The 23,843-nt window shown below is 72.4% G+C and carries 21 protein-coding genes; 11 read left to right on the forward strand and 10 right to left on the reverse strand.

What is annotated here, in order from left to right; genetic code table 11:
* Positions 1-59: 59 nt before the first annotated feature.
* The 3 genes from ACFY01_RS19905 to ACFY01_RS19915 all read right to left on the reverse strand — a co-directional run bounded on the left by ACFY01_RS19905 (position 60) and on the right by ACFY01_RS19915 (position 5,154).
* Complete coding sequence (locus ACFY01_RS19905) at positions 60-1,307, reverse strand: MFS transporter (protein WP_390737016.1); 1,248 nt, start codon at positions 1,305-1,307, stop codon at positions 60-62.
* 21 nt (positions 1,308-1,328) lie between these two features.
* A complete protein-coding gene (locus ACFY01_RS19910) occupies positions 1,329-2,768 on the reverse strand; it encodes a CitMHS family transporter (RefSeq protein ID WP_390737017.1) in 1,440 nt (479 codons plus the stop codon).
* A 133-nt stretch (positions 2,769-2,901) separates the two neighbouring features.
* A complete protein-coding gene (locus ACFY01_RS19915) occupies positions 2,902-5,154 on the reverse strand; it encodes a molybdopterin oxidoreductase family protein (RefSeq protein ID WP_390737018.1) in 2,253 nt (750 codons plus the stop codon).
* A 114-nt stretch (positions 5,155-5,268) separates the two neighbouring features.
* On the opposite strand from ACFY01_RS19915, the gene ACFY01_RS19920 reads away from it, so the two are divergent.
* A complete protein-coding gene (locus tag ACFY01_RS19920) occupies positions 5,269-5,484 on the forward strand; it encodes a hypothetical protein (RefSeq protein WP_390737019.1) in 216 nt (71 codons plus the stop codon).
* 16 nt (positions 5,485-5,500) lie between these two features.
* On the opposite strand, the gene ACFY01_RS19925 is transcribed toward ACFY01_RS19920, so the two are convergent.
* Positions 5,501-6,121: a TetR family transcriptional regulator gene (locus ACFY01_RS19925; protein WP_390737020.1), complete on the reverse strand. Its 621-nt coding sequence runs from the start codon at positions 6,119-6,121 to the stop codon at positions 5,501-5,503.
* Positions 6,122-6,199: 78 nt separating this feature from the next.
* The gene (locus ACFY01_RS19930) at positions 6,200-6,796 is read right to left on the reverse strand and encodes a hypothetical protein (protein WP_390737021.1); all 597 of its coding nucleotides are present in this window, start codon (positions 6,794-6,796) and stop codon (positions 6,200-6,202) included.
* Positions 6,797-6,986: 190 nt separating this feature from the next.
* On the opposite strand from ACFY01_RS19930, the gene hmgA reads away from it, so the two are divergent.
* From hmgA to ACFY01_RS19945, 3 genes are all read left to right on the forward strand, one after another.
* On the forward strand, positions 6,987-8,336 hold the full coding sequence (gene hmgA, locus ACFY01_RS19935; protein ID WP_390737022.1) for a homogentisate 1,2-dioxygenase: 1,350 nt from the start codon (positions 6,987-6,989) through the stop codon (positions 8,334-8,336).
* 27 nt (positions 8,337-8,363) lie between these two features.
* Positions 8,364-9,110, forward strand: coding sequence for a GntR family transcriptional regulator (locus ACFY01_RS19940; protein WP_390737023.1), 747 nt, complete (start codon positions 8,364-8,366; stop codon positions 9,108-9,110).
* A gap of 532 nt (positions 9,111-9,642) precedes the next feature.
* On the forward strand, positions 9,643-10,809 hold the full coding sequence (locus ACFY01_RS19945; protein ID WP_390737024.1) for a type ISP restriction/modification enzyme: 1,167 nt from the start codon (positions 9,643-9,645) through the stop codon (positions 10,807-10,809).
* Between the two features lie 15 nt (positions 10,810-10,824).
* Here ACFY01_RS19945 and ACFY01_RS19950 read toward each other — a convergent pair whose 3' ends face one another.
* Positions 10,825-11,547 (reverse strand): TetR/AcrR family transcriptional regulator C-terminal domain-containing protein, encoded by a 723-nt coding sequence (locus tag ACFY01_RS19950; protein WP_390737025.1) that lies wholly within the window; start codon positions 11,545-11,547, stop codon positions 10,825-10,827.
* Between the two features lie 64 nt (positions 11,548-11,611).
* Between ACFY01_RS19950 and ACFY01_RS19955 the strand changes: the two genes are divergently transcribed.
* The 3 genes from ACFY01_RS19955 to ACFY01_RS19965 are packed head-to-tail and all read left to right on the forward strand — an operon-like array spanning position 11,612 to position 14,592.
* Entirely contained in the window at positions 11,612-12,574 is a 963-nt protein-coding gene (locus ACFY01_RS19955) for an ATP-binding cassette domain-containing protein (protein WP_390737026.1), read from the forward strand.
* Positions 12,571-13,347 (forward strand): ABC transporter permease, encoded by a 777-nt coding sequence (locus ACFY01_RS19960; protein WP_390737027.1) that lies wholly within the window; start codon positions 12,571-12,573, stop codon positions 13,345-13,347. Before ACFY01_RS19955 ends, ACFY01_RS19960 begins: the two co-directional genes overlap by 4 nt.
* A gap of 48 nt (positions 13,348-13,395) precedes the next feature.
* On the forward strand, positions 13,396-14,592 hold the full coding sequence (locus ACFY01_RS19965) for a CaiB/BaiF CoA transferase family protein (RefSeq protein ID WP_390737109.1): 1,197 nt from the start codon (positions 13,396-13,398) through the stop codon (positions 14,590-14,592).
* Between the two features lie 13 nt (positions 14,593-14,605).
* Here ACFY01_RS19965 and ACFY01_RS19970 read toward each other — a convergent pair whose 3' ends face one another.
* From ACFY01_RS19970 to ACFY01_RS19980, 3 genes are all read right to left on the reverse strand, one after another.
* Entirely contained in the window at positions 14,606-14,881 is a 276-nt protein-coding gene (locus tag ACFY01_RS19970; RefSeq protein ID WP_132853822.1) for a hypothetical protein, read from the reverse strand.
* 115 nt (positions 14,882-14,996) lie between these two features.
* On the reverse strand, positions 14,997-15,815 hold the full coding sequence (locus ACFY01_RS19975; protein ID WP_390737028.1) for an anti-sigma factor domain-containing protein: 819 nt from the start codon (positions 15,813-15,815) through the stop codon (positions 14,997-14,999).
* Positions 15,812-16,354, reverse strand: coding sequence for a sigma-70 family RNA polymerase sigma factor (locus ACFY01_RS19980; RefSeq protein WP_390737029.1), 543 nt, complete (start codon positions 16,352-16,354; stop codon positions 15,812-15,814). Before ACFY01_RS19980 ends, ACFY01_RS19975 begins: the two co-directional genes overlap by 4 nt.
* Before the next feature lie 221 nt (positions 16,355-16,575).
* On the opposite strand from ACFY01_RS19980, the gene ACFY01_RS19985 reads away from it, so the two are divergent.
* The 4 genes from ACFY01_RS19985 to ACFY01_RS20000 all read left to right on the forward strand — a co-directional run bounded on the left by ACFY01_RS19985 (position 16,576) and on the right by ACFY01_RS20000 (position 22,982).
* Positions 16,576-18,114 carry a DUF4331 domain-containing protein gene (locus ACFY01_RS19985; protein WP_390737030.1) on the forward strand — a complete coding sequence of 513 codons (1,539 nt, stop codon included), beginning with the start codon at positions 16,576-16,578 and terminating at the stop codon, positions 18,112-18,114.
* 111 nt (positions 18,115-18,225) lie between these two features.
* Positions 18,226-19,788 carry a tetratricopeptide repeat protein gene (locus tag ACFY01_RS19990; RefSeq protein ID WP_390737031.1) on the forward strand — a complete coding sequence of 521 codons (1,563 nt, stop codon included), beginning with the start codon at positions 18,226-18,228 and terminating at the stop codon, positions 19,786-19,788.
* Positions 19,785-21,332: a sulfite exporter TauE/SafE family protein gene (locus tag ACFY01_RS19995; RefSeq protein WP_390737032.1), complete on the forward strand. Its 1,548-nt coding sequence runs from the start codon at positions 19,785-19,787 to the stop codon at positions 21,330-21,332. Before ACFY01_RS19990 ends, ACFY01_RS19995 begins: the two co-directional genes overlap by 4 nt.
* 45 nt (positions 21,333-21,377) lie before the next feature.
* The gene (locus tag ACFY01_RS20000; protein WP_390737033.1) at positions 21,378-22,982 is read left to right on the forward strand and encodes a serine/threonine-protein kinase; all 1,605 of its coding nucleotides are present in this window, start codon (positions 21,378-21,380) and stop codon (positions 22,980-22,982) included.
* Positions 22,983-22,987: 5 nt separating this feature from the next.
* Here ACFY01_RS20000 and ACFY01_RS20005 read toward each other — a convergent pair whose 3' ends face one another.
* Positions 22,988-23,794, reverse strand: coding sequence for an SGNH/GDSL hydrolase family protein (locus tag ACFY01_RS20005; protein ID WP_390737034.1), 807 nt, complete (start codon positions 23,792-23,794; stop codon positions 22,988-22,990).
* Between the last annotated feature and the right edge of the window lie 49 nt (positions 23,795-23,843).

A 23,843-nucleotide genomic window follows, 5' to 3' on the forward strand; every position in this document is an offset into this window, starting at 1 on the left:
TCATCTGACTCTCTTTCACAACCACCCCGGCCCTCGCGGCAGCGACGCCCGACGCGCCGTCAGCTATCGCCCGACCGGCGCAACGCGGGCCCCGTACGGTCCTCCCGCACGCCCGGCCCGGCCGTCGCCGGCACCGCCTCCGGGACCCCGGGACCACGCAGCGCACCACCCGCCGAGAGCAGCAGCAGCGCCCCCAGCATCACGAACGGCGCGGCCACCCCCGCGACCCCGGCGACCAGCCCCGCGGCGGCGGGCGCGGCGACCTGGCCGAGACGGTTGCCGGTCAGGCGCAGCGCGAGCGCGGTGGAGCGGGCCTCGTCGGGGGCGGCCTGGACGACCGTCGTCATGGACAGCGGCTGACCGACCCCGAGACAGAAGCCGAGCGCGACGAGCATCAGGCCGAGCCCCCACACCGGCACCGGCAGCGCGACACCCGCGCACAGCACGGCCGCCAGCAGACAGGTCACGGTCAGCAGCAGGGAGCGGCCGAGCAGCCGCAGCAGCGGGGTGAGGACGAGACGGCAGGCGATGGTGGCACCGGCACGCAGACTGAGCAGGACACCGACCACCGACGGCGCGATGCCCCGGTGCTCGCCGACCACCGGCAGATAGGCGGTGAGGATGTCGGTGGCCGACAGCACGGAGAGGCTGATGAGCATCCCCGCCGGCACGCCCCTGGCGCCGAGGATGCGGCCCACCGGCACCCGCTCGCCCGCCGCGCCACGGGACGTGACGGCCGTACGGTCCTCGATGCGCCACAGTGAGGTGAAGGCGACCGCCGCGCCCGCCCCCGCCACCACCAGGGCCAGCGCGCTGGAACCCGCCATGGCGGGGCCGCCGATCACCGCACCCGCCGCGACCGGTCCGATCAGCTGGCCGAGCGAGGCGCCGATGGTGAAGTGGCCGAAGTTGCGGTCCTGCTCGTGCGGGGCGGACTGCCGGGCCACCAGCGACTGGGCGCCGATCACGAAGCAGAGGTGGCCGAGGCCCATCACCCCGCTCCACAGGGCCATCGCCCACAGCGAGCCGGCGAGCCCGCTGAGGACGCAGCCGCCGGATATCAGGACCACGCCTACGGGCAGCAGGGGCGCGCAGCGGCCGTGGTCGGTGCGGCGGCCGAGCGGTACGGCCGCGAAGAGCGGCAGCAGGGCGTACACGCCCGCGATCACACCGACCGCCCGCTCGTCCGCGCCGAGCGCGAGGGCCCGGTAGGAGACGGCGGGCCGGGCCATCGACACCGCCCCCTGCGCGAAGCCGAAGGCGATGACGAGACGGAGCAGCCAGCCGCGGTTCCCACCGGGCGCCATGGACGTTTCCTCCCCGGGAGATCAGATGATGCCGAACAGGATTCCCGCGCCGAGTACCACCAGCGAGGTGAGCGCCGCCCACTTGACCACGAACCGGGTGTGGTCGCCGAACTCCACCTTCGCCATGCCGACCAGCACGTACACGGCCGGGACGAGCGGGCTGGACATGTGCAGCGGCTGGCCGACGAGGGAGGCGCGGGCGATCTCCAGGGAGGAGACGCCGTGCGCGTGGCCGGCCTCGGCGAGCACCGGGAGGATGCCGAAGTAGAAGCCGTCGTTCGACATGAAGTACGTGAGCGGGATGCTCAGTACGCCGGTGACGAAGGCCATGTGCGGGCCCATGCCGTCGGGGATGTTGTCCACCAGCCACTTGGCCATGTGGTCGACCATGCCGGTGCCCTGGAGGACGCCGGTGAAGACGGCGGCGGCGAAGACCATGCCGGAGACGTTGAGGACGTTCTCGGCGTGCGCGCCGAGGCGGGCCTTCTGGTCGGGCATGTGCGGGAAGTTGACGGTCAGCGCCAGGGCCGCGCCCAGCAGGAACAGCACCGGGATCGGCAGCCACTCCATGATCATGGCGGTGAGCAGGGCGACGGTGAACAACGCGTTGAACCAGTAGAGCCTGGGCCGCAGGGTCGGCCGCTGCGGGTCGAGGCCCTGCAGACCGTCCTCCTCGTCCTCGGGGGCGTCCGCGTCGGTGCCGGAGCCCGCGCCACCGGTGCGCACGGCAGTTGCGCGGTCGCCGCCCCCGGATCCGGCGCCCTTGCCGTCGCTCTTGCCGGAACCTCCGCCCACCAGGACGGTCTCCGGCTCCGGCTCCTCCACCAGCACCTCGTCCAGCGTCAGCACGCCGAGCCGCTTGCGCTCGCGGCGGCCGAGGACGTAGGCGAGGGCGAAGACGAAGAGCAGGCCCGCGGCGAGGGCGGGGATCATCGGCACGAAGATGTCGCCGGCGTCGAGCTTCAGCGCGGTCGCGGCGCGGGCGGTCGGGCCGCCCCAGGGCAGCGTGTTCATCACGCCGTTGGCCATGGCGGCCACACCGGTCATCACGACCAGGCTCATCTTCAGGCGCTTGTACAGCGGGTACATCGCCGAGACGGTGATCATGAAGGTCGTCGAGCCGTCGCCGTCCAGCGACACGACCGCTGCGAGGACGGCGGTGCCGATGACGATCCGCAGTGGGTCGGCCTTGCAGAACCTGAGGATCCCCCGGACGATCGGGTCGAAGAGGCCGACGTCGATCATCACACCGAAGTAGACGATCGCGAACATCAGCATCGCCGCGGTGGGCGCGAGGCTGGTGACGCCGTCGAGGACGTAGTCGCCGAGCTTGGCGCCCTTGCCGACGAACACGCAGAACAGCGCGGGAATCAGCACGAGCGCCGCGATCGGCGACATCTTCTTCAGCATGATCAGGACCAGGAAGGTCGCGATCATGGCGAAGCCGAGGATGGTCAGCATGAGTGGATACCTAACGTTCGCCCTTGAACATTCCACCGGGCAGGCGGTGCGTTGACGTTAGGTCCGTTCAAACGGCGTTAACAAGACGTTGACCTGCGAGCAATAAGCGCAAAATGCCAGGTCACGGCTTTGCTCAGGTCACAGGGGTGAGCTTTTCGGTCACTGCGGCGACCTCGACGGGCACTCCGTTCAGGACCGCGTTGCCCGACAGCGGGTCGAGCAGACTGCCGTCGAGGAGCTGGTTGACGTTGACGCCGGGGTCGGTGGCGGCGTGGCTCATCCGGGTGCCGGGGCGGTCGTGGCCCCAGCCGTGCGGCAGGCTCACCACGCCGGGCCGCACGCCGTCGGTGACCTCGGCCGGGGCGGTGACCTCTCCCCCGGCGCCCTTGACGCGGACCGGCGCCCCGTCCAGCACGCCGAGGCGTTCGGCGTCCTCGGGGTGGATGTGCAGGGTGCAGCGGTTGGTGCCGCCGGTGAGGGCGGGCACGTTGTGCATCCAGCTGTTGTTGGACCGCAGATGGCGCCGGCCGACCAGGACGAGCCCGTCGGCCCGCTCGTGCAGGGCCTCGCGCAGGCGGGGCAGGTCGTCCGCGATGGGCCGCGGAAGCAGCTCGACCTTGCCGCTGCCGGTCTTCAGCGGCTGCGGCAGGCGGGGCCGCAGCGGGCCGAGGTCGATGCCGTGCGGGTGGTCGAGGAGCCTGGCCAGGCTCAGCCCGTCCGGTCGTGCGCCGAAGCCGTCGCCGTAGGGGCCGAGGCGCAGCATCATGTCCAGCCGCCGCTCGGGGCCGGTGTCGCCGGTGAGCTGTGCGGCGAGTTCCTTCGGGTCGCGGCCGTGCACCGGGGAGTGGGGTTCCTGGACGGCCTTGCCGAGAGTCTGGTCGATGACCATGGCGTCGACGGCCGCCGGGTCGGCGCCGTGCATCCCGGTCGCGGCGAGGATCAGCCGGGCCAGGATCTCGGTCTCGGCCATCCGGCCGGGCTCCAGGGGGACGGCGGGGCGGGTGTAGCGGACCTGGTTGCGTACGGCGAGGGTGTTGAAGGCGAAGTCGTGATGCGGGCTCTGCGAGGGCGGCGGCGGGGGCAGCACGACGTGGGCGTGGCGCGAGGTCTCGTTCAGGTAGGGGTCGACGCTGACCATGAAGTCCAGGGAGTCCAGGGCCTTGTCGAGCCGGTCGCCGTCCGGGGCGGACAGCACGGGGTTGGCGGCGACGGCTATCAGGGCGCGGACCGGCTCGCCCTCCTCGGTGGCGGTGTCGATCTCCTCGGCGAGCGCGGAGAGCGGCAACTCGCCCTTCGCCTCGGGGTGCCGGCTCACCCGGGAGTGCCAGCGGCCGAGGGCGAACCCGCGGCCGGGTCCGGCGGGGCGGGGCGTCCTGTCGGTCGCCGCCTGCGGGAAGAGGGCACCGCCGGGGCGGTCCAGGTTGCCGGTGAGGACGTTGAGGACGTCCACGAGCCAGCTGGCGAGGGTGCCGTGCGGGACGGTGCAGCTGCCGATGCGGCCGTAGACGGCGGCGGTGGGGGCGGCGGCGAGTTCGCGGGCGAGGGTACGGATCCCGTCGGCCGGTACGTCGCAGGCGCCGGCCACGGCGTCGGGGGTGAAGTCCCGCAGGGCTTCGGCGAGTTCGCCGACGTCTGTCACGTGGGGCGCCAGGTCCCCCAGGTCGACGAGGGCCTCCTCGAACAGGACGTGCGCCATCGCCGCGAGCAGCAGCGCGTCGGTGCCGGGGCGGATCGCGATGTGCCGGTCGGCGAGCTTGGCGGTGCGGGTGCGGCGCGGGTCGATGACGGTGAGCGTGCCGCCGCGGGCCTTGAGCGCCTTGAGCTTGCCGGGGAAGTCGGGGGCGGTGCACAGACTTCCGTTGGACTCCAGCGGGTTGGCCCCGATGAGCAGCAGGTGGTCGGTGTGGTCGAGGTCGGGCACGGGGATGGCGTTGGCGTCGCCGAACAGCAGCCCGCTGGAGACGTGCTTGGGCATCTGGTCGACGGTGGAGGCGGTGAACAGGCTGCGGGTGCGCAGCGCGCCGGCCAGGACGGGCGGGTAGAGGCCGCCGGCCATGGTGTGCACGTTGGGGTTCCCGAGGACCACGCCGACCGCGTCCGCCCCGTACCGCTCGACGACGGGCCGGATCCCCGCGGCGACGACGTCGAAGGCCTCCTCCCAGCTCGCCTCGCACAGTTCGCCGTCCTTGCGGACCAGGGGTGTGCGCAGCCGGTCCGGGTCGCCGTCGACGGCGCCGAAGGAGGCGCCCTTGGGGCAGATGAACCCCTTGCTGAACACGTCGTCGCGGTCGCCCCGGGCACCGGTGACGCGGGTCCCCTCGATGGTGAGCGTCAGGCCGCAGGTGGCCTCGCACAGGGGGCAGATTCGCAGGGCGGTGCGGGACACGGGTCCTCCCGATGGGATGGCGGCGGCGCTGGCGCCTCGGCTCGACCGAGCATACCGACCGGTATGCACGATGGGGAGGGGGTAAGGGAAGGAGCGAGCATGGACAATGCCCGCATGATCTCGGACACAGACCGCCCCAGATGGCGGTTCGCCCTGCGTGACTTCGTGTTCTTCCTGGCGGGCAGCAGCCTTGGCACCTTCGCGTACGCCACTCTCACGCGTCGGCCCGGCGGGGTGCCGTGGGGCTGGGTGCCATGGGGCTGGATGCTGCTCGGAGCGCTGGTGTGCGCGACGCTGAGCGCGCTGCGTCCACGGCGGCATCGGCGTTGAGCGGCGGGACAGCGCCTCAGTCCAGCACTCGCCCCAGATACGCCCTCAGCAGTTCCCGTGTCTCCCGGATGATCGCCTCGTCGCCGTCCGGGTCCACCCGGAAGGCGAGCTGGACCAGGGTGTCGGAGGCTTCCACGGCCACCAGGAAGGTGCGGCGGAGGTCTTCGTCGGGGGAGCGGCCGAGATAGCCGGAGAGCAGGTCGGTGAGGCGGTCCGCGACGCGGTGGTTGGGCTCGGCGTGCCGGGCACCGACCGGTATCTGGTTGCCGAAGTCGACGAGGGAGAAGCCGGGCGCGGTGCGCTTCATCGCCAGGTACTCGTCCAGGACGGCGTCCATCGCCGCCCGCCAGTCCCCCCGCCGCGCGTCCTTCAGCCGCTCGGTGACACGCTCCGAATACCGCTCCAGGTTGCGCTGTGCGAGCGCGTCGGCCATCTGCCGCTTGTTGCCGAAGAAGCGGTAGACGGAGCCGATGGGCACCCCGGCGCGCAGCGCCACGGCCCGCGTGCTCAGGGCGTCGTAGCCGACCTCGTCGAGGAGGTCGGCGCAGGCGTCGAGGATCCTGGTCAGCCGTTCGGCGCTGCGCCGCTGCACGGGCGCGCGGCGCAGCGATGTCGCATCGTGGGGCACGGGCTTCATGATGCCTTCCCGCCGGACTCCGGTGAAGCTCGCCCCCTGGTACGGAGACGGATGGCCGATGCACTCATCCCGCCCGGGTCACGGCGACGGCTTCGCTGACGAATGCGCCGACGGCTGCGACGACGAGTCCGGAGGTGACTCCGGTGACGAATCCGGTGATGACTCCCGTGACGACTCCGCCCCTGACGCCGTGATGTCGGCCGTGCTCTCCACCGGCTTGCCGTGCACCGCCCACACCGTGCCGTCGTCGGCGTACAGGCGGGCGGTGACGTGGTGTGTGCCGTGCGGGACGAGACGGGCGGCGAGCCGGTATCCGGGGGTGCGCAGCCTCGTGACCTGGCCGCCGTCGACGAAGAGGTAGGCCAGCCCCCGCCCCGCGACCGCCTCCGCCTTCGCGCCCGGCGCGGAGAAGCGGAAGTTGCGGACGGTCAGCCGGACGTCCCAGCGTCCGCCGACGTCGGGCGTCACCTCGATACCGACCTCGGGTGCCTTGCCCTTGCCGACCTCACGGTAGTGCCGTCCTTCCCGGTCCGTCCCGTCGAGAAGTCTGCCCACCGGTGATGACGACTCCCCGCCCTTCCCCTCGTCCGCGTCGCTCGTGCCGCAACCCGCCGGTCCCAGCAGCAGCGGTACACAGACGACGAGCGCGGCGAGCATCCCCCGCTTCCACGACATGCCGGGACTCTAGAACAGCGCGCCGGAACGCGAATCCTTCTGAAGTCTGGTTCCGGCCCTACCTCTCCGGGATGACCCGCACAGGACCCACGTAGGGCATGGGCCCCCGCAGGACGCCGGCCCCCTCTTGCGCCGGCGAAAACGCAATCCTACGGTGTTGCATAGGAATCAGGTTCGCAAGGGAGCGATCATGAGCGGGGACGCGCGGAAGACCGCGGAGGCACTGGCCCATCTGTCCGGATTCGGCAACGAGCACGCTTCGGAGGCGGTGCCCGGCGCCCTGCCCGACGGCCGCAACTCGCCGCAGCGAGCACCGCTCGGCCTGTACGCGGAACAGCTCAGCGGCTCGGCGTTCACCGAGCCCAGGGCGCACAACCGCCGCTCCTGGCTGTACCGGATCCGTCCCTCGGCCGCCCACCCCGCCTTCGTCCGCACCGACAACGGCGCGATCCGTACGGCCCCCTTCACCGAGACCGTGCCGGACCCGAACCGGCTGCGCTGGAACCCGCTGCCCGAGCCGCCGGCCGGGACGGACTTCCTGGCGGGCCTGTGGACCCTGGGCGGCAACGGCGACGCGGCCCAGCGCGCCGGCATGGCCGTACACCTGTATCGGGCCAACTCCTCGATGGACCGCGTCTTCAGCGACGCCGACGGGGAACTGCTGATCGTGCCGGAGCGGGGCGGGCTGCTGCTGCGCACGGAGTTCGGGCTGCTGCGCGTGGAGCCGGGGCATGTGGCGCTGGTGCCGCGCGGGGTGCGCTTCCGGGTCGAGCTGCTCGACACCGCATCGGACGGCGGGCAGAACCCGACCGCCCGCGGTTACGTCTGCGAGAACTACGGCGCTCCCTTCCGCCTCCCCGACCTCGGCCCGATCGGCGCCAACGGACTGGCCAACGCCCGTGACTTCCGGGCCCCGGTCGCCGCGTACGAGGACGTCGAGGGCCCGGTGGAGGTGGTGAACAAGTTCTGCGGCAACCTCTGGTCGGCGACGTACGACCACTCACCCCTCGATGTGGTGGCCTGGCACGGCAACCATGTGCCGTACGTCTACGACCTGCGCCGCTTCAACGTCATCGGCACGATCTCCTACGACCACCCCGACCCGTCGATCTTCACGGTGCTGACGTCGCCCTCGGACACCCCCGGCCTGGCCGGCGTCGACTTCGTGGTCTTCGCGCCACGCTGGCTGGTGGGCGAGGACACCTTCCGGCCGCCGTACTTCCACCGGAACGTGATGAGCGAGTACATGGGCCTGATCGAGGGCGCCTACGACGCGAAGACCGCCGGGGAAGGGGGCTTCGTGCCGGGCGGGGGCTCACTGCACAACATGATGTCGGCGCACGGCCCGGACCGGGAGACCTTCGACCGGGCGAGCGCGGCCGAGCTCAAGCCGCAGAAGGTCGACGACGGGCTGGCGTTCATGTTCGAGACGCGCTGGCCGGTGACGCTCACGCCGCAGGCGGCCCACGCCGACCATCTACAGCAGGGGTACGACGACGTGTGGCGGGGCCTGGAGCGGCACTTCCGTCCGTTGCACTGACCGGTTCCCGACAGGTACGGATAGCCCGTGACCTCCTTCGCCCCCGACTCCATCGTCCTGAACCGCAAGCTGCCGCTCTGGTACCAGGTGTCGCAGTCGCTGCGCGCCTCGATACTCGGCCGCTCGCCCCGGGACCCCCTGCGCCTGCCCACCGAGGAACGGCTGGCCGAGCACTACGGGGTCAGCGTGCTGACCATGCGGCAGGCGCTGAAGGAGCTGGAGGACGAGGGACTGATCAGCCGGCACCGCCGGCGCGGCACGTTCATCGAGCCGGACGCCCTGCGGGGGGCTCCCGTCAGGCTGCTGGGCTCGGTGGACGCGATCGTGGCCCAGCAGTCCGGCATGACGACCGAGCTGCTGGACCACGGCACGGCGAGCGTGCCGGCCGAACTCGCCGAGTACTTCCCGGACCTCGCCGAGGTGGCGACGTACCATCGGCTGCGCAGCGACGAGAAGACCGGCGAGCCGACCAACCACGCCGTCAACCACATCCGTCCCGAACTGGCCGAGCGCATCGACCTGGACGACCTGGTGCGCTGGCCGATGACCAAGGTGCTGCGGGACGTCGTCGGGGTCGACATCAGCCGCATCACGGACACCGTGGAGGCCAGACTGGCCGACCCCGACACCGCACGACTGCTCCAAGTCCCCCTGCTCAGCCCGATCCTGCACTACACGGGCATCACCTACGACACCGAGGGACGCGCCCTCGACGTGGCGGTCATCCACTACCGGGGCGACCGCTTCTCCTTCACGGTGACCTTGGACGCGTGAACGCTCCGCTGACGGGGCCGTGACGAACCGTCGGCCGTCGACCGGGTTCGCCGTGACGGGGCGCCCCCGGACGGAGACCACGACCGGCCGCCGGCCGGCCACGGGCTCACCGCGGCGGGGCGCGTCCGCGCGGAGGCAGCTATGCGCCGTCGGCCGCCTGCCGGTTCGCCGTGGCGGGACGCGCCCGCGCGTTACCGCGACGAACGATCGTCGGTCTGCGGCCCGTCATCACGGCTCGCGTCCGCACGGAGGCCGCGGCGAGCCGTAGACCGCCTCCGGGGCCGCCGTCCCTACCCGGTCACCCGCACGGAGACAGCGACGAGCCGTCAGCCGCCTCCGGATCCGCCCTGACGGGGCGTGCCCGCACGGAGACCGCCACGAACGGTCGTCGCTGCCGTCATCACGGATCGCGCCCGCACGGAAACCGCGACCAGCCGTCAACCGCGTCCGGAGCCGTCGTGGCGGGGCGCGGCCGGGCGGTGGAACCCGGTGTCGAACGCGGGCCCCCGCCTCTTGTGGGTGCTGCCGTACGATGCCCAGCGTGACGCACGACGACGCTCCGCTGCTGGCGGACCTCATGCCGTGGTCCGTCGCACCGCTGCGGCCGGGCCGCGCCTGGCCGACGGCTCCTGATCCGGGCTCGCTGAAGGCCCGGTGGGATGCTCTGCTGAAGGCCGAGGGGGCGGAGCGGGAGGCCCTGTTCGAGCCGACGCGTTCGCGGACGCCGCACTCGGCGGTGGGGCAGTTGCCCGGCCAGTCCAGCGGCACGGAGAAGCTGGTGCGTGCCTCGGGTCCTTGCCCGGAGCCGGTGCGGGTGCTCGCGGCCCCCTTCGACGAGCAGTGGCTGATCCCCGACCACCGCCTGCTGGACACGGCCCGCCCCGAGCTGTGGCGGGTGGCCGACGAGCACCAGGTCTTCACCGTGGAGACGGCCGGTGACAGCCCCGCTCTGGGCTCGCCCCTCCTGGCGACCTCCCGGATGCCCCTCCTGCGGCCCGGCCGCATCCGCCCGCTGTACCGGCGCCCCGGGGGCGAGGAACCGAATCTCGCGCCGGGCCTGACGGTCTTCCTGGCCGCCCGTCTGGGCCTGTCCCCCGCCCCGCTGGACGTGCTCGCCTGGATCCTGGCCACGGCCCGCCCGGACCTCACCGTCCCGCTCACCGGCGACGCCGAACTCTGGGCCCGGGGCGTGCGGCTGGGCCACCGCATGCTCTGGCTGATGCGCCGCGACGGCGAGCGCCCCAAACTCCCCGGCGGGCGCCGCCCCTACGTCCGCGCGCCCCTGCCCACCCGCCCGCTCACCCTCCACTACGACCGCGACGAGGAGACCCTGCACGTCGACGAGGGCCGCATCTCGCCGGTACCGCCGCAGGCGTGGGACTTCGAGGTGGCCGGGGTCCGGGTCGTGGAGCAGTGGTTCGCGACCCGCACCGACCCCGCCGAGCCCGGCACCCTCGCGGCGGTCCGCCCCGGCTCCTGGCCGCAGGCCTGGACGTCGGAGCTGCTGGAACTGATCACGGTGCTCGCGCTGCTGGCGGAGCTGAAGCCGCGGCAGGAAGAGCTGGAGCCGGCGGCCCCGGTCACGGCCACCGACCTCCGCGAGGCGGGCGTGCTCCCGGCCCCGGAGTGGTCCCGCCGCCCCGCCTCCGTCCTGGACCACCACGAGGAGGGCCCGGAGGGCCAGTTCGCGCTGATCTAGCGTGCCCCGGACCGGTCAGCGGCCGCCCCGGGCCGGGTCGAAGGCGTCCAGCACCCGTTCCAGAGCCCGCTGGAACACCGCCTCCAGGTCGATCGGGCCCGGGTCCGACATGAAGGCCGCCGCCATCCGCGGATACGCGCCGGAGGCGATCTGCCCGCCCAGGTAGGCGATGCGGACCGCGTGCTCCTCGTCCTCGGACCAGGGCAGGGAGCGGGCGCGCTCGGCGGTGTCGAGTTCGTTGCGGACGTACGTGGTCACCACGCCGTTCAGCATCGCGACGAGCTCGATCTTCGTGCCGTAGCCGGCCTGGAGCGGGTCCAGGCAGGCCAGGCAGTGCTCGACGTAGCGCAGGGCGTTGGGGCTGAAGCCGTAGACGGGGGACATCAGGCGCGGCATCCAGGGGTGGCGGTGCATCAGGCCGCGGGTCTGGTGGGCGACGCGGAGCATGTCGGCGCGCCAGTCGCCGGCCGGCTCCCACAGTTCGTGCTCGCCGCTGACCGCGTCCACCATCAGCTCGTGCAGGTCCTCCTTGCGGGGGACGTAGTTGTACAGCGACATCGTGCCGCAGCCCAGTTCGGCCGCGACGTGCCGCATGGACACCGCGTCCAGCCCCTGGGCGTCGGCGATCCGTACGGCGGCGGCCGCGATGTCGGCGCGGGTGTACGCCGGCCGCGGACCTCGTCCGGCGCGCTCGGGGCGCGCCCAGATCACTTCGGGTACGGCCACTCGGCCTGCCATCGATCATCACCTCGCTCCACCATCGTAGTTACGTACACCGTACGTAGTGCGCTATGGTCGGCCCATGACTTCTACGTACGCTGTACTTAGTGAAGGTCTGGAGAAGCGCTTCGGCGCTGTGCACGCCCTGCGCGGGCTGGACCTGGCCGTCGCGCAGGGCACCGTCTGCGGGCTGCTGGGTCCGAACGGGGCGGGGAAGACGACGGCCGTACGGCTGCTGACCACGCTGATCGGGCCCGACGCGGGCTCGGCGCGGGTGGCGGGGCACGACCTCGTGCGGGAGGCGGCGGCCGTACGGCGGCGGATCGGTGTCACGGGGCAGTACGCGTCGGTCGACGGCGACCTCACCGGAAGGCAGAACCTGCGCTTGTTCGCCCGGCTGCACCGGGTGCGCGGCCCCGCCGAGCGGGCCGCGGAGCTGCTGGACCGCTTCGGCCTGGCCGAGGCCGCCGACCGGCCCGCGTCCACCTACTCGGGCGGGATGCGGCGCCGCCTGGACCTCGCGGCCAGCCTGGTCCGCCGCCCGGACGTCCTGTTCCTCGACGAGCCGACGACCGGACTCGACCCCGCCAGCCGGACCCGGATCTGGGACGCCGTGCGCGAGCTGAAGGCGGACGGCACGACCGTGCTGCTCACCACCCAGTACCTGGAGGAGGCCGACCAACTCGCCGACGACATCGCACTGGTGGACCGGGGGCGGGTCGCGCACCAGGGGTCACCGGCCCAGCTGAAGGCGGCGATCGGGATGTTCGCGGAGGTCGTCGTCGCCGACCCCGGCAGCCTGGAGAAGGCGGCCGCCGTGCTGGAGCGGATCACCGGCGGGCAGCCGGCGCCCGACCACGAGCGGCACAGCGTCGGCGCCGTGACCACCGACACCACGCTCACCCTGCCCCGCCTGGTCCGCGAACTCGACGCGGCCGGCCTGCCGTTGCTCGACGCGAGCCTCAAGCCCCCGACCCTCGACGACGTGTTCCTGCGTCTGACCGACCACACCGACCGCACCGGCCTCGAGGAGGTCGCGGCATGAGCACGCTGGCGTACGACGGCGGCGCGATGCTGGGACGCCAGCTGCGCCGGGTCCGCAACAACCCCGGACTGCTGATCCTCAGCCAGACGATGCCGATCAGCATGCTGCTGTTCTTCGGCTACGTCTTCGGCAGCGCGCTGGCGATGCCCGGCGCGCGGTACCGCTCCTTCCTCGTCCCCGGACTGCTGGTGGCGACCGCCGCCGGCGGGATCATGACGGGCATGTTCCAGGCCGCCCAGGACACCCACCGGGGCGTGATGGACCGCTTCCGCACACTGCCGATGAGCCGGGCCGCCGTCCCGCTGGGGCAGGCGCTGGCCGACCTCGTGACCACGGCCGCGGGCACGGTGCCGTTCCTGGCGGTCGGGCTGGCCATGGGGTGGCGGGTGGAGGGCTCGGCGCCGGCCGCGGTGGGCGCGGTCGCGTTGCTGCTGCTGTTCCGGTTCGCCTGCACCTGGGTGGGCATCTTCCTCGGGCTGCTGACCCGCAGCGAGGAGGCGGCCGGCCAGCTGGGCGGCGCCACCTTCATGCTGCCGCTGCTGTCCAACGCCTACATCCCGACCGGCAACCTGCCCGGCTGGCTGCGCACGCTCGCCGAGTGGAACCCGATCAGCGCGGTGACCACGGCACTGCGGGACCTGTTCGGCAACGCGCCCGTGCCCGAGGGCGCGGCCTGGCCGGTGGCACATCCGGTCGCGGGGTCACTGGTGTGGTGCGCCGTGCTGATCGCCCTCTTCGCACCGCTCGCGGTCCGCCGGTACGCGCACGGCTGACAGAACCGCCGGTCAGGGGTGATGATCCACCGCATGGACCGACTCCCCATGGACCGACTCCCCCTCCCCCTGGAGGGCATCACAGTCGTCGCCGTCGAACAGGCCGTGGCCGCACCCTTCGCGACCCGGCAGCTCGCCGACCTGGGCGCCCGGGTCATCAAGGTGGAGCGGACCGACGGCGGCGACTTCGCGCGCGGCTACGACTCCGCGGCGCGCGGGCTGGCCTCGCACTTCGTGTGGTGCAACCGCGGCAAGGAGTCCATCGCGCTGGACCTGAAGGACCCGCGCGGCCTGGATCTTCTGCGGCGACTGGTCGCGGACGCGGACGTGTTCGTGCAGAACCTCGCGCGGGGCGCGGCGGCCCGGCTCGGCCTCGACGCGGCCACGCTGTGCGCGGCGCACCCCCGGCTGATCGCGGTGGACATCTCGGGGTACGGGGCGTCGGGCCCCTACGCGGACAAGCGGGCGTACGACATGCTCGTGCAGTGCGAGGCGGGGCTGGTGTCGGTGACCGGGACGCCGGAGCAGCCGGTGAAGGCGGGGATCCCGGCGGCGGACATCGCGGCGGCCATGTACGCCTTCTCGGGGGTGCTGGCGGCGCTGGTGCGGCGCGGGACGACCGGGCGCGGCGGGCCGGTGGAGGTGTCGATGCTGGACGCGCTCGCCGAGTGGATGGGCCATCCGCTGCACCACACCATGCACGGGGGCACTCCCCCGGTCCGCACCGGGCTGGCGCATGCCGTCATCGCGCCGTACGACGCCTATCCGACGGCGGACGGCGGGCGGGTGCTGCTGTCGGTGCAGAACGACCGGGAGTGGCGGCGGCTGGCCGAACAGGTCATCGGGCGCCCAGAGTTGGGCACGGATCCCGCGTACGCGACGAACCCGGCGCGGGTGGCGAACCGGGAGCGCACCGACGGGCTCGTCGCCGAGGCGCTGGGCGCGCTGACGGCGGACGAGGCGCTGGCGCGTCTGGAGGCGGCGGGCATCGCGTGTGCCCGGCTGAGGGACCTGGGGGAGGTCGCGGAGCATCCGCAGCTGGCGGCCCGGGAGCGGTGGCGGGAGGTGGGTTCGCCGGTCGGGCCGTTGCGGGCGCTGCTGCCGCCGATCACCTTGCCGGGCGGGGACGAGGCTCGGATGGGTGACGTGCCCGCGCTCGGACAGCACACCGGTGCGCTGCTGCGTGCCGTGGGGATGACGGACGACGAGATCGCAGCGTTGCGCCGGGACGGTGTGGTCGTCTGAACGCGGGCGGGGCTCAGTGCTTGTTGCCGCCGAACAGCGAGCGGCGCAGTCGGCGCAGGGGGGCGAAGAGCGAGACCCGGCGGACCCGGGCGCCCCTGCCGCTGCGCTCGTGCGCGGGCTCACGTGCGGTCAGCTCACGCATCAGCGAGGTGGCCTCGACCGTCTCCCGCTGCGGTATGGCGGGACCGCCCAATACCGACAGATGGCGGTCCAGGCGCGAGCTGGTCGCGCTGCTCCCGCAGGTGATCGCAGGGACCCGCGCCCTGCTGCGCACTGTTATCTGCTCCATGTCACTCCCCACCCGTACGAGTCCACCCGGCCCGGGCAGGCTAACCCTATCGCCCCGGCGAGGCATGCGTGTATCACGGTCGCAGGATTCACCTACCCAGCAAGGGGGTTGACGATTACTCTCCGAATCCGACCGATTTCAACGCGAGTTGGGCAATTGGCTGCGTGGTGGGCTGTGCTGACCCACCGTCGGGTTCCACGGTCACTGCGAGTGACGTCGCGGACTTGCCCAGACCGGTCGCGATCAAGGGCGTGTCGCCGTCGAAGAGCCCGAGGGAGCGCGGTTGCACGCCGGGGCGCATGAGCCAGAGCTGGCGCACCCGTCCGCCGGGCGGGGCGTTGTATCCGCTGAGCGTGACGACGGCTTGGCCCTCGGATGCGGAAGCGATCACTCCGATCGTTCGCCCCTGGGTGTCCCTGCCGCTGGTCGCGCGGGCGTCCGAGGCGGACAGAACGTGGGCGATCTCACGTGACTGAGCTCGCGCGGCGTCGAGTTGATCCTGCGTCCGGTTGGCCTGGACCGCGAAGAGCCCGGCGACGACGAGCGCGGCGGCGGCCGTGACGGTGGCGAACGGGACGAAGAGGGGGCGCCGGCGGGGCGCACGGGTGCGGGCCGGAGGTGGCTGCGCACCCCAGACGTGCGGCGGGAGCTGGGGCGCGCGTTCGCGGACCGGCGACGGGGCCGGGTCCTGCGGGGTGGCCCGGACCGCCGCCAGCACCCGGTCGCGCATCGCGGCCGGCGGCGGCGCGGCCGTCGACCAGGCCAGGCGCACGGCGTCCTCGGCCAGTGCGCGCACCTCGGCGGTGCAGCGGTCGCAGTTCCTCAGGTGCTTCTCGAAGCGGACGCGCTCCGCGGGTTCCAGTGCGTCCAGGGCATAGGGGGCGGCGAGCGAGTGCAGGTCCTCGCGGCGCAACAGCCGGTCGAGCAGGCTCATGCGGCACCTCCCAGGCACTGGCGCAGCCGGGTGAGTCCGTCGCGCATCCGCGTCTTGACCGTACCCAGTGGCAGCGACAGCCGCTCTGCCACCTCACGGTAGGTGTAGCCGTCGTAGTAGGCGAGGGTGACGGACTGTCGTTGCAGGGCGGTGAGCCGGTTGAGGCAGCGCCGTACCCATTCGCGCTCCAGCCCCGCCTCGACCTCCTCGGCGACCTGGTCGAAGGCGGGTCCGGAGGTGCGCAGTGCCTCGCGCTGCTCCCGTTCGCCGGCCGCGCGGGCGCTGCGCACCCGGTCGACGGCGCGGCGGTGGGCGAGGGTCAGGACCCAGGACAGGGCGCTGCCCCTGGCGGGGTCGAACCGGGCGGCCGAGCGCCAGAGTTCGAGCAGCACCTCCTGGGCCACCTCCTCCGACTGGGCGGGATCGCGCAGCACGCGGCGCACGAGTCCGAACACCGGCCCGGACACCATGCCGTACAGCTGCTCGAACGCCTTCTGGTCACCGCCGGCCACGCGCACCAGGAGTTCGTCCGCCTCCACCCCGTCCCCCTCTCCGCGGCCGCACCGGCCCCATCCCGCCACACCAGCTCCCGTCACACCGCCCCTGCCCAACGGACACACCTCCAGCAGGGCTTACGTATCCGAGGGCCGAAAACGCGGGTCACGAACTCGAAAAAGATTTTTTCTTCGAGACCAAACCGAACCCGCCCTCCGCTCCGTATACCCGTCCGTCAAGCAAGTTGGGACTGAGGACGGACGGCATGACACCTCACTTTTCCAGGAGCGGCGCGGGGCGCAAGGGCCTCGCCACTCTCGTCTGCAGTGCGCTGGCCGCCGGCGGGCTGGCGGCCGCCGGCGCCGCCGCACTGGCACCCGGGGCGGCCTTCGCCTCCAGCCACCGGGAGGCCCCGCTCATCTCGGGGACCCCGCAGTACGACAACACCGACGTGTACGCGTTCGTCAGCCCCGACAAGCCCGACACGACGACGATCGTGGCGAACTGGATCCCCATGGAGGACCCGGCCGGCGGACCGAACTTCTTCACGTTCGCGGACGACGCCCAGTACGACCTCCATGTCGACAACAACGGTGACGCCAAGGACGACCTGATCTTCCGCTACACCTTCAAGACGCACCGGAAGAACGAGAACACCTTCCTCTACAACACCGGTGTCGTCGACAGCCTGAACGACCCCGACCTCAACGTCACGCAGACGTACGACATCGACCTGATCAAGCTGAAGTACGGCAAGCAGGTCTACAAGTCGCGGGTCGCGGACAGCGTGCCGGTGGCCCCGTCGGACGTCGGCAAGGCGTCGATGCCGGACTACGCGAAGCTGCGCTCGCAGGCCATCTACAAGACGTCGGGCGGTGCCCAGACCTTCGCCGGACAGGCGGACGACCCGTTCTTCCTGGACCTGCGCGTCTTCGACCTGCTGTACGGCGGGAACCTCAGCGAGGTCGGCCGGGACACGCTCAAGGGCTACAACGTCAACACGATCGCCCTCCAGGTGCCCAACGACCTGATCCGTGAGTCGAGCAAGCAGCCGATCGTCGGCATCTATTCGACCACGCAGCGCAAGAACGCGCAGGGCTACTACTCGCAGGTCTCGCGCCTGGGCAACCCGCTGGTGAACGAGGTCGTCAACCCGCTGAAGGACAAGGACAAGTTCAACGCGTCCTCGCCGGCGTACGACGCGCAGTTCCTGAAGAACGTGACCAACCCCGAGCTGCCGAAGCTCATCGAGTCGATCTACAAGATCAAGGCTCCGAAGGAGCCGCGCAACGACCTGGTCGACGTGTTCCTGAAGGGCGTCAAGGGGCTCAACCAGCCTCCGTACGTGAAGCCTTCGGAACAGCTGCGCCTCAACACCTCGATCAAGCCGGCCATGCACCCCAAGCGGCTCGGTGTGCTCGACGGTGACAACGCGGGCTTCCCGAACGGCCGTCGGCTCACCGACGACGTGGTCGACGAGGCGCTCCAGGTCATGGAGGGTGAACTGGTCGGCGCCAAGAACGACCTGAGCGACGCGGTCAACGAGAACGACAAGAAGTTCGAGAAGTACTTCCCGTACGTGGCCGAGCCGACCCCGGGTTCGCGCGGCGCGCTCGCCAAGGGCACGACCAGCGGCGCCGACGTCCGCAGCCAGCTCGGTGACGCGCTCCAGCCCGCGGGCTCCGGCGGCGGCACCGACAACAAGGTCCTGATCGCCGGGTCGGCGGCCTCCGGCGCGGCCGGGATCCTGCTGATCGGCGCGGCCGTGGCCTGGTGGCGCCGGCGCATCCAGCGCCCGTACTAAGCCCTGGGCTCCGCCCCCACCGACTGGCGCGGCCCGCGCATCCATTCCCCCACGGCGCGGGCCGCGCCGTCCCACGACTTCCCGCAACGACCAGGCGACCCAGGAGAGGGCATGTCCCCGCGCACGAACGACAACCCCGTGTCCGAGGTGGACGGGGACGAACTCCCGTCCGCCGGTGGGACATCCCCCGCCCCGCGGGCCGAACTCCCTGGTCAGGAAAACGAGTCCACTGAGACTGAGTCCACTGAAGCCGAGTCCACCGAAGCCGAGCTCATTCCCGCGGCGGAGACCGAGGCGTCCGAGGTGGATGTGCGGGTCGCCGCCGTACGACGGGTAGGGGATGCCGGGCGGCGGTGGCGGGCGGCTCGGCTCGCCGGGTGTGCGGCGCTGCTGGCGGTGGCGCTGACCAGTGGGGCGATCGCCTTCGGTGCGGCGCGGGACGGTTCGCCCGCGACCGTGGCGGCGGCCTCGAGCGCCGTCAACCCGGGGCTGCTGGCGAGCGGCGACCTCGACGCGACCATCGCCTCCCTCCAGGCCCATCTGCGCACCCAGCCCAAGGACTACGGCAGCTGGGCCACCCTCGGGCTGGCCTACGACGAGCAGGCACGGACCAAGGGCGACCCCTCCCGGTACCCGCAGGCCGAGAAGGCCCTGAAGCGCTCGCTGCGGCTGTCCCCGGACAACGACCAGGCGCTTGCGGGCCTCGCCGCGCTCGCCGCGGCCCGGCACCAGTTCGCCGAGGCCCTCACCTACGCCGACCGGGCCCTGAAGCAGAACCCCTACAGCGAACGCGCCCTGTCCTCCCGTATCGACGCGCTCGTCGAACTGGGCCGGTACGACGAGGCGTCGAAGGCCGCCGACACGGCCGACGAGCGCAAGCCGGGCGTGCCCGTCTTCACCCGGTACGCGTACGTGCACGAGCTGCGCGGCGACGTGAAGACGGCCCGCCGGGTACTGGAGCAGGCCCTGGCCGGCGCCACCTCGCGCGGCGACATCGCCTACGTCTCCGCCCAGCTCGGCCAGCTCGCCTGGAACCAGGGCGACTACAAGACGGCCCTGCACCATTACGCCCGCGCCCTGGCCGCCGACGAGAACTACCTCCCGGCCCTGGAGGGCCGCGCCCGCGCCCAGGCGGCGAGCGGTGACCGGACCGCCGCGATCAAGGGCATGGAGCTCGTCGTCTCGCGGTATCCGCTGCCCGGCCCCCTCGTCGAACTCGGCGAGCTGTACGAGGCGCGCGGCCAGGACGGCGACAAGGCCAAGGCCGAGGACCAGTACGCCCTCGTCGACGCCTGGATCTCCCTCGCCCGCGCCAACGGCGTCAACGCCGACCTCGACACCGCGCTGGCCGCCGCCGACCACGGTGACAAGGCCGCCGCCCTGCGTGCCGCCCGCGCCGAGTGGGCCAGGCGCCACACCGTGCACACCGCGGACGCCCTGGCCTGGGCCCTGCACGTCAACGGCAAGGACCAGGAAGCCCTCGACCACGCCCGCCGGGCCACCGCCACCGGCTACCACAACGCCTCCTTCCTCTACCACCGCGGCATGATCGAACTGGCCACCGGCCACCGGAAGGACGGCCGCGCCTCGCTCACCGCGGCCCTGAAGCTCAACCCGGGCTTCTCCCCCCTGGGCGCCCGCGAGGCCCGCAAGGCGCTGGAGGCGGCCAAGTGAAGCCGCGCCGCCTCCTCGCCGCCGCCCTGGCCGCCGGCGCGCTCGTGCTGCTGCCCGCCACGGCAGCGAGCGCCCACCCGCTCGGCAACTTCACCGTCAACCGTTACGACGGTCTCGTCGCCGCCCCCGGGCAGCTCCGCGTCGACCACTTCGAGGACCTCGCCGAGATCCCGGCCACCCAGGCCAAGCCCGACATCAAGCGGCTGGGCGGCCTGACCGAGTGGGCCCGGCAGCGGTGTGCCACGGCCGCCGAGGGCAGCAAGCTGACCGTCGACGGCCGTACGACCGCGCTGTCGGCCGGCACCGCGCACGCGAAGCTGCGGCCCGGCCAGGCGGGGCTCGACACCCTGCGGGTGGAGTGCCGGTTCACCGCCCCGCTCCCCAAGGGCGACACCGTGACGCTCGGCTTCCACAGCGCGGGCACGACCACGGGACCGGGCTGGCGGGAGATCACCGCGCGCGGCGACCGGATGACGCTCACCGCGTCGGACGTGCCGAAGACGTCGGTCTCCCACGAACTGACGGCGTACCCCAAGGACTTGCTCTCCTCCCCGGCCGACACCGTCACCGCCTCCGTGCACGCGCGGCCCGGTGGACCGGCACTCGCCGAGGAGCGCCAGGACGCCCCCGCCTCCTCCATCCTGCCCCGTGGCGCCGACCGCTGGACCCGCGCGCTGGACGATCTCGTCGCCCGCCACGACCTCACCGTCGGCTTCGCCTCGCTGGCCCTGCTCATCGCGATCGGCCTCGGCGCGATGCACGCCCTCGCGCCGGGCCACGGCAAGACCCTGATGGCCGCGACGGCCGCCGCCCGGGGCGGCCGGGCCCGCATGCGGGACGTGCTCCCCCTGGCCGCCTCGGTCACGGTCACCCACACCCTGGGCGTGGTGGCCCTCGGACTGCTCGTCACCGCCGGTTCGGCCGCGACCCCCTCGGTGATCGCCTGGCTGGGCATCGCGAGCGGCCTCCTGGTGACCGTCGCGGGAGCGAACCTCGTACGGCGGGCGCTGCGCAACCGGCAACAGGTGCACGGCCATGGACACGGGCATGGGCATGGGCATGGCCACACGCACGACCACGACCACACCCATGAGCACCACCAGCACGACCACGACCACGGGCATGACCACGAGCACCACCATCACGACGGCGCCGTGGAGCACACCCACGGCGGCTTCACCCACACCCACGAGACCGCTCCCACCCTGCGCGGCACGATCCTGCTCGGGTTCGCCGGCGGGCTCGTGCCCAGCCCGTCCGCCGTCGTGGTGCTGGTGGGCGCCGCGGCCCTCGGGCAGGCGTGGTTCGGTCTGCTGCTGGTCGTCGCGTACGGCGTGGGGCTGGCGCTCACCCTCACCGCGGCCGGGTTCGCGGTCGTCAAGCTGGGTAGCGGAATGAACCGGGTGCTGAACAAGCGCCCCCGCTGGACCGCGGGTCCCGCGGCGGCTCTCGTGCGCCGGAGCACTCCCCTGGCGTCCGCGTTCGTCGTGCTGGTCCTGGGCGCCGGATTGGTGCTCAAGGGGGCGGCATCCGCACTGGGCTGAGCTACTTTTGTGGAGAAATCACGCGAGATGCCGTGGGGGGCACCCGTGTCCGAACAGCCGGGCAGTGAACGTGTGATCGCCGGCCGCTACCGTCTGCTGTCCCCGCTCGGCGAGGGCGGGATGGGAACCGTGTGGCGGGCCCGCGACGAGGTACTGCACCGTGAGGTCGCGGTGAAGGAGGTGCGGGCCCCGGCCGGGCTGGCCACGGCGGACGTCGAGCGGATGTACGCCCGGCTGGAGCGCGAGGCCTGGGCGGCGGCGCGGGTCGCGAACCGCAATGTGGTGACGGTGTACGACGTGGCGATGGAGGGCGGCCGGCCCTGGGTCGTCATGGAGTTGGTGCGCGGGCTGTCCCTCGCCGACCAGTTGGAGGCGGAGGGTCCGCTGTCCCCGCAGCACGCCGCGCACATCGGAGCCGAGGTGCTGGCCGCGCTGCGCGCCGCCCACGCGGCCGGGGTGCTGCACCGGGACGTGAAGCCGGCCAACGTGCTGCTGGCCGACGACGGCCGGGTGGTGCTCACCGACTTCGGCATCGCCACGGTCGAGGGCAGTTCCGCGCTGACCATGACCGGCGAGGTGATCGGCTCGCCCGAGTTCCTCGCCCCCGAGCGGGCGCTCGGGCGCACGCCCGGTCCCGAGTCGGATCTCTGGTCGCTGGGCGTGCTGCTGTACGCGGCCGTCGAGGGCAGTTCCCCGTTCCGTCACGACACGCCGCTGAGCACACTGCGGGCGGTCGTCGACGAGGAGTTGCCGCCGGCGCGCCGGGCCGGACCGCTCGCCCCGGTCATCGAGGGGCTGCTGCGCAAGGATCCGGCCGAGCGGCTGCCGGCCGAACTGGCCGAGCAGGACCTGCGGCTCGTCGCCGCGGGCGGTGCGCCGCGCGCGGACACCGGGCCCCTGGGCTCGTACGCTCCCACGGCCCCGACCCGTCCGGTGCAGCCGTCGCCCGCGATGCGGCCGTCGTCCCCGACGCCGCCGAGACCCGTGCCGTCCCGCACCGCCACAGCGCCCGTACCGGAGCCGGGGCGCGACCGGCGTGCCGGCGTGGTCCTGGTCGCCGGCCTGGTCGCGGTCGCCCTGGCGCTGGCCGGACTGACGTACGCGCTGCTCAACCACGGCAACGAGGACGACAAGAACAACGGTGGCGCGAGCACGGACAAGGGCAGCAGCCTCAGCTCCCCGGCCCCCACCCGCGGCACCGGCTCCCACCAGGGTGCCCCGCCACCCTCCACGAGCAGCGGCCCGGCGAGCTCCGCCCCGGCCCAGTCCGTGCACGTCAGCGTGTCCGGGGCGCACACGGACTACTCCGGGAGCTGTCCGCCGCCGAGCGCGCAGGCGCCCGCGTTCACGGCGACGTTCACGGTGGGCCGGCTGCCCGCCGAGGTCCAGTACCGGTGGGTGGCGAAGAACGGCTCGGTCTCGGACGCGGGATGGAAGACGCTGTCCTTCCCGGCGGGCGGCGGGAAGTCCAAGCAGGACAAGGTGGTCGTGACGACGTACTCGGAGAGCGGGACGGTCGAGAACGCGATCGGCGTCGAGGTGCGCGGCCCGGTGCGTACGACCTCCGACCAGGTGCCGTTCTCGGTGACCTGCGCGACGGCGGAGACCCCGTCGGACGGGGCCTCCTCCTCTCCTTCCGCCTCTCCCTGAGCGGGTCAGGCCGCGTTGGTGAACACGGGCAGGTAGCCGCCGGACTGGCCGGACGCGGTCGGGTGGTAGGACTCGGTGATGTCGAGCAGGTCGAGACTGTGCAGCCAGGCGCTGCCGGAGCACAGCTCGTGGCCGGAGAAGGTGGTGCGGACGTCGCCGAAGACGAAGCCGTGGTCGAGCGCGCGCTTCTGGACGGCGGTGTCGAGGTAGTCGGCCGCGTCGTTGATCGCGGCGCGCTTGGTCTCGGAGAGGCCGATGCAGGTCGTTCCCAGCTTGTAGAAGCGGGGGTAGCCGATCACGACCACACGGGCGGACGGGGCCTTGCTGCTGATCGCCGAGTAGACGCTGTCGAGCTTGCCGGGCAGCGTCGAGTCGACGTACGCCTTCGCGGTGTTGATGCGCGACAGGCAGGTGCTGTCGGATCCGGTCACACAGGTCGTCATGACGTCGGCGAAACCGGCGTCGTTGCCGCCGATGGTGATCGAGACCAGGGCGGTGGAGGTGCTGAGCGAGCCGAGCTGATCGGCCAGCACGTCGCCGGTCTTGGCGCCGGAGCAGGCGTTGAAGGCGAACGAGGACGGGGCGTGCGCGGCGTTCCACAGGTACGGGTACGCCTTGGTGCTGCGGTCGCAGCTGCCGCTGGAGCTGATGTAGCTGCCCGATCCCACTCCGGAGGAGTAGGAGTCGCCGAGCGCCACGTAACCGCCGGTCGCGGCGGGGGTGGACGCCTGCGCCGTGGCGGCCTCGGTGAGGGTGAGGCCGGTGGCGAGGAGGAGTGAGGTCACGAATGCCGTAAACCGGGAACGTCTCATGGAACCTCCCTTTAGCAGGATCTCTGCCTCAACCGTCGTAGCAACTACG

The sequence above is a fragment of the Streptomyces sp. NPDC001480 genome, from assembly GCF_042894725.1.
Classification (GTDB): domain Bacteria; phylum Actinomycetota; class Actinomycetes; order Streptomycetales; family Streptomycetaceae; genus Streptomyces.